At 53.2% G+C, this 6,055-nt stretch carries 3 tRNA genes and 3 rRNA genes; all 6 read right to left on the bottom strand.

Going from position 1 to position 6,055, the window contains the following annotated elements:
• Positions 1-3: 3 nt before the first annotated feature.
• The 6 genes from AC2FIB_RS22355 to AC2FIB_RS22330 all read right to left on the bottom strand — a co-directional run bounded on the left by AC2FIB_RS22355 (position 4) and on the right by AC2FIB_RS22330 (position 5,663).
• Positions 4-80 (bottom strand) — tRNA-Met (locus AC2FIB_RS22355).
• Between the two features lie 130 nt (positions 81-210).
• A 5S ribosomal RNA gene (gene rrf, locus AC2FIB_RS22350) occupies positions 211-325 on the bottom strand.
• A gap of 181 nt (positions 326-506) precedes the next feature.
• Positions 507-3,337: ribosomal RNA gene (locus AC2FIB_RS22345) — 23S ribosomal RNA — on the bottom strand.
• Between the two features lie 487 nt (positions 3,338-3,824).
• Positions 3,825-3,900, bottom strand: a tRNA-Ala gene (locus AC2FIB_RS22340).
• 9 nt (positions 3,901-3,909) lie between these two features.
• A tRNA-Ile gene (locus AC2FIB_RS22335) sits at positions 3,910-3,986 on the bottom strand.
• A 217-nt stretch (positions 3,987-4,203) separates the two neighbouring features.
• A 16S ribosomal RNA gene (locus AC2FIB_RS22330) occupies positions 4,204-5,663 on the bottom strand.
• The 16S, 23S and 5S rRNA genes sit together here with 3 tRNA genes alongside, the layout of an rRNA operon.
• Between the last annotated feature and the right edge of the window lie 392 nt (positions 5,664-6,055).

The following is a 6,055-nucleotide window of genomic DNA, read 5'->3' as shown; positions in this document are numbered from 1 at the left end:
CGTTGGTTGCGGGAGTAGGATTTGAACCTACGACCTTCAGGTTATGAGCCTGACGAGCTACCGGGCTGCTCCATCCCGCGTCACTTTGGTGGTCTACCGCCTATTCGGCTACTTGAGACCGTTTTTCGGCCTGTTGCTTACGCTACGTGAGGCCGGGGTCGAATGAGTTCGATATCGTAAGAGAGAAGTTTGATTGTGGGATTTTTCTAGGTTTGGCGGTGACCTACTCTCCCGGGGCTTAAGCCCAAGTACCATTGGCGCGGCAGTGCTTAACTTCCGGGTTCGGGATGGGACCGGGTGTTTCACTTGCGCTATGACCACCAAACCGAGGAAAATCCCCGTCGCGGCTTTGCTTTGCAAAGCGCGACGAGTGGCAGGCGACGTATTTGCGTGCAAATGCGCGTTGCTACTCGGTAGTTATGTCAATCAACACCGCAGCGTTTTGCTGCGAAGTTATCCATGTTTAATGAGGTGTATGTTTTTGATTTGTCTTTCCATTACTGGATCAAATCAAGCCTATCGGGCGATTAGTACCGGTCAACTGAACGCATTACTGCGCTTACATCTCCGGCCTATTGACGTGGTGGTCTTCCACGGCCCTCAGGGAGACCTTGTTTTGAGGGGGGCTTCCCGCTTAGATGCCTTCAGCGGTTATCCTGTCCGATCATAGCTACCCAGCACTGCCGTTGGCACGACAACTGGTCCACCAGTGGATCGTTCACCCCGGTCCTCTCGTACTAGGGGCAACTCCTCTCAAGTCTCCTACACCCACGGCAGATAGGGACCGAACTGTCTCACGACGTTCTAAACCCAGCTCACGTACCTCTTTAAACGGCGAACAGCCGTACCCTTGGGACCTGCTCCAGCCCCAGGATGAGATGAGCCGACATCGAGGTGCCAAACACTGCCGTCGATATGGACTCTTGGGCAGTATCAGCCTGTTATCCCCGGCGTACCTTTTATCCGTTGAGCGATGGCCCTTCCACTCGGGACCACCGGATCACTATGGCCGTCTTTCGACTCTGCTCGACTTGTCAGTCTCGCAGTCAGGCTGGCTTCTGCCATTGCACTCAACGAGCGATTTCCGACCGCTCTGAGCCAACCTTCGCGCGCCTCCGTTACGCTTTAGGAGGCGACCGCCCCAGTCAAACTACCCGCCACGCAGGGTCCCGGATCCGGATAACGGACCGCGGTTAGACATCAAGAGTGCGAAGGGTGGTATCTCAAGGGAGGCTCCACAAAGACTTGCGTCTCTGCTTCAAAGCCCACCACCTATCCTGCACATCACAATCCTGATGCCAGTGCGAAGCTGTAGTAAAGGTGCACGGGGTCTTTCCGTCTAACCGCGGGAAGCCTGCATCTTGACAGGCAATTCAATTTCGCTGAGTCGATGTTGGAGACAGCGGGGAAGTCGTTACGCCATTCGTGCAGGTCGGAACTTACCCGACAAGGAATTTCGCTACCTTAGGACCGTTATAGTTACGGCCGCCGTTTACCTGGGCTTCAATTCAAGGCTCTCACCTCTCCTTTTAACCTTCAGGCACCGGGCAGGCGTCAGACCCTATACGTCGTCTTGCGACTTCGCAGAGCCCTGTGTTTTTAATAAACAGTCGCCACCCCCTGGTTTGTGCCCCCAGCCCCTAGTTGCCTAGGAACCGGGCCTCCTTCTCGCGAACTTACGGAGGTATTTTGCCGAGTTCCTTCAACATCGTTCTCTCAAGCGCCTTGGTATGCTCTACCAGTCCACCTGTGTCGGTTTAGGGTACGGTCTTATAGGAGGGCTATTTCCAGGAACCTCTCAGCAGCCCATTCAATCCGATAAGGATGAACTACCTCTGAGATCCGTCACCACTCCACGGCCTAGGAATATTAACCTAGTTCCCATCGCCTACGCCTTTCGGCCTCGGCTTAGGGGCCGGCTTACCCTGCTCAGATTAGCTTTAAGCAGGAACCCTTGGACTTTCGGCGAGAGTGTCTCTCACACTCTTTGTCGCTACTCATGTCATCATTCTCACTAGTGATCTCTCCACCGGATCGCTCACGCGCCGGCTTCATCGAAAAGACTCGATCCTCCAAGGTGCCCCGAAGGACACTAAAGAGGATAAGTCTTATGTCACACTACGCTCTGCTACCATGCCTTACGGCATCCTAAGCTTCGGCTCATGGCTTGAGCCCCGTTACATCTTCGCCGCAGGACAACTTATTTAGACCAGTGAGCTGTTACGCTATCTTTAAAGGATGGCTGCTTCTAAGCCAACCTCCTGGTTGTTTTGGTCGTCCCACCTGCTTTCCCACTTAGCCATGAATTGGGGGCCTTAGCTGTAGGTCAGGGTTGTTTCCCTCTCCACTACGGACGTTAGCATCCGCAGTGTGTCTGCCATCTAGTACTCCCGGGTATTCGGAGTTTGGTTAGGATCAGTAAGCCTGTGGGGCCCCATTACCCATCCAGTGCTCTACCCCCCGGGGTATTCGGATGACGCTCTACCTAAATAGATTTCGCAGAGAACCAGCTATCTCCGAGTTTGATTGGCCTTTCACCCCTAGGCACAGCTCATCCCGATCCTTTTCAACGGATGTGGGTTCGGTCCTCCAGTAAGTGTTACCTTACCTTCAACCTGGCCATGCCTAGATCACTCGGTTTCGGGTCTGATCCCACGAACTCATGCGCCCTATTAAGACTCGCTTTCGCTACGCCTACACCTAACGGCTTAAGCTTGCTCGTGAGACCAAGTCGATGACCCATTATACAAAAGGTACGCCGTCACCCCGCAAGGAGGCTCCGACTGATTGTAGGCGTTCGGTTTCAGGTACTGTTTCACTCCCCTCGTCGGGGTGCTTTTCACCTTTCCCTCACGGTACTGGTTCACTATCGGTCAGCAAGGAGTACTTAGCCTTCGAAGGTGGTCCTCCGATCTTCAGACAGAATTTCACGTGTTCCGCCCTACTTAATACGTCCCATTGAGCTTAGAATACGGGGCTGTCACCCGCTATGGCCATGCTTCCCAACATGTTCTTCTCACTCTCAAGGCTCGGCTGGTCCCCGTTCGCTCGCCGCTACTAGGGGAGTATCAATTGATTTCCTTTCCTCCGGGTACTTAGATGTTTCAGTTCCCCGGGTTTGCCTTTATAACCCTATGTATTCAGGTCATAAATACCTGGTTATGCCCATTATTGATTAGCAGTGCTAACAATAACAAACATTCAGGTGGGTTGCCCCATTCAGAAATCCATGGATCAAAGCTTATTCTCAGCTCCCCATGGCTTATCGCAGAGTATCACGTCTTTCATCGCCTCTTGCTGCCAAGGCATTCACCAAACGCCCTTCTCGCGCTTGATTTGATCCAGAAAAAGAAAGACTTGATATTGGCACTACCGCCTATTCGGCTACTTGAGTGCGTTTGACCGCACACAACCGAAGCTGCGCTAGTAATCAAATCAATCGAGACCGCCCAGCTGGTAACTAAAGGCAGTCATTCTTCTGAACCAAAAACATACATTTCCCGCCCCCGCCACTTGGACGAGGACAAATGAGCAACCCCATATGGTCTCTCAGCCGTGCAGCTGATCAACGCAGGTCGCTCGGGTTAGTATATTAGACTTGGACAACTCTGTTCGTTTCGATCGGGATACGCAGACAGGGCCGGCTAGACCCAAACTGCGCCGCTTATCCGAAGATAAGAACGACCGAGATCAATGCCACACTCGGCACGATCAAACAGTGTTGATTGATTTCTCTCTATACGATGTCAAAGCTTCCGAAGAAGCGACGTCCGATTGGACGGTGAAGAACCAAAATGGTGCTTAACGGTCAAATCGAAGGTAAATGGTGGAGCCTAGGAGGATCGAACTCCTGACCTCCTGAATGCAAATCAGGCGCTCTCCCAGCTGAGCTAAGGCCCCAAAAGTTTTTGGTGGGTCGAGGAGGACTTGAACCTCCGACCTCACGCTTATCAGGCGTGCGCTCTAACCACCTGAGCTACCGACCCAGTTGATTTTGCAAAAGCAAAATCGACGTTGCCCGACAGGCGATTTTGCATCGCAAAATCTGCCGAGAGGGCCAGACCTCACAGCGTTGCGGGCCTGATATGTTCTGAAGAGATATGAGGACGGCTCGGTCCATGAGTTTGATCAACTTTGTTTGTTGATCTTCTGCTAAGTGTTCCACGATCAAGAGCAAGCTCAAGATGCCAGGAACATCCTTAGAAAGGAGGTGATCCAGCCGCAGGTTCCCCTACGGCTACCTTGTTACGACTTCACCCCAGTCGCTGATCCTACCGTGGCCGCCTGCCCCCCGAAGGTTAGCGCAGCGTCGTCGGGTAGAACCAACTCCCATGGTGTGACGGGCGGTGTGTACAAGGCCCGGGAACGTATTCACCGCGTCATGCTGTTACGCGATTACTAGCGATTCCGACTTCATGGGGTCGAGTTGCAGACCCCAATCCGAACTGAGACAGTTTTTTGGGATTAACCCATTGTCACTGCCATTGTAGCACGTGTGTAGCCCAACCCGTAAGGGCCATGAGGACTTGACGTCATCCACACCTTCCTCCCGCTTATCACGGGCAGTTTCCCTAGAGTGCCCAGCCGAACTGCTGGCAACTAAGGATGTGGGTTGCGCTCGTTGCCGGACTTAACCGAACATCTCACGACACGAGCTGACGACAGCCATGCAGCACCTGTCACTAGGTCACCGAAGTGAAAGACCCATCTCTGGGCCGGTCCTAGGATGTCAAGGGTTGGTAAGGTTCTGCGCGTTGCTTCGAATTAAACCACATGCTCCACCGCTTGTGCGGGCCCCCGTCAATTCCTTTGAGTTTTAATCTTGCGACCGTACTCCCCAGGCGGAATGCTTAATCCGTTAGGTGTGTCACCGAATAGCATGCTACCCGACGACTGGCATTCATCGTTTACGGTGTGGACTACCAGGGTATCTAATCCTGTTTGCTCCCCACACTTTCGCACCTCAGCGTCAGTATCGAGCCAGTGAGCCGCCTTCGCCACTGGTGTTCCTCCGAATATCTACGAATTTCACCTCTACACTCGGAATTCCACTCACCTCTCTCGAACTCTAGACTGATAGTTTTGGAGGCAGTTCCAGGGTTGAGCCCTGGGATTTCACCCCCAACTTTCCAGTCCGCCTACGTGCGCTTTACGCCCAGTAATTCCGAACAACGCTAACCCCCTCCGTATTACCGCGGCTGCTGGCACGGAGTTAGCCGGGGTTTCTTTACCTGCTACCGTCATTATCTTCACAGGCGAAAGAGCTTTACGACCCTAAGGCCTTCATCACTCACGCGGCATGGCTGGATCAGGGTTGCCCCCATTGTCCAAGATTCCCCACTGCTGCCTCCCGTAGGAGTCTGGGCCGTGTCTCAGTCCCAGTGTTGCTGATCATCCTCTAAAACCAGCTATAGATCGTAGGCTTGGTAGGCCATTACCCCACCAACTACCTAATCTAACGCGGGCCAATCCTTTGGCGATAAATCTTTCCCCCGAAGGGCTCATACGGTATTACTCTCCGTTTCCAGAGGCTATTCCGTACCAAAGGGTATGTTCCCACGCGTTACTAACCCGTCCGCCGCTCACCCGAAGGTGCGCTCGACTTGCATGTGTTAAGCCTGCCGCCAGCGTTCGTTCTGAGCCAGGATCAAACTCTCAAGTTGAAAAGCATTGCTGCTTATCCTTGACGTTCGAACCTCTGCACATCTCATCAGGAGGCTAATCCTGATGAAGTCTTCTGTTTGATGTACACAGACTTCCTAAGAAATCAGTGAACCACTCAAACAGTGAAGCTGACACTGGATCATCGAGCCAAAGCCCTACCAGCGCGATATACAGACATTCAATCCGTCGAAACGAACCAAACCGCCCACATATCTCTTCAGTTATCCATCAATGTCAAAGAACAGAACACCCAGAGCCAAAAATCAGACCGTTGCGCCAATAACATCAGCGCGCCCGCCTAAATCACTCCCTAAGATGCCCACCGTCTCTCCGATGCGTCCGGCCGTCTCTCCGACCCGTCAGCGCCGCCTCAGCAGCGCCGGTGAAGGGG

Source organism: Ruegeria sp. YTSA072 (assembly GCF_059610285.1).
The sequence above is the reverse complement of the archived record's forward strand: the minus strand, read 5'-3'. Positions and strand labels throughout refer to the sequence as shown.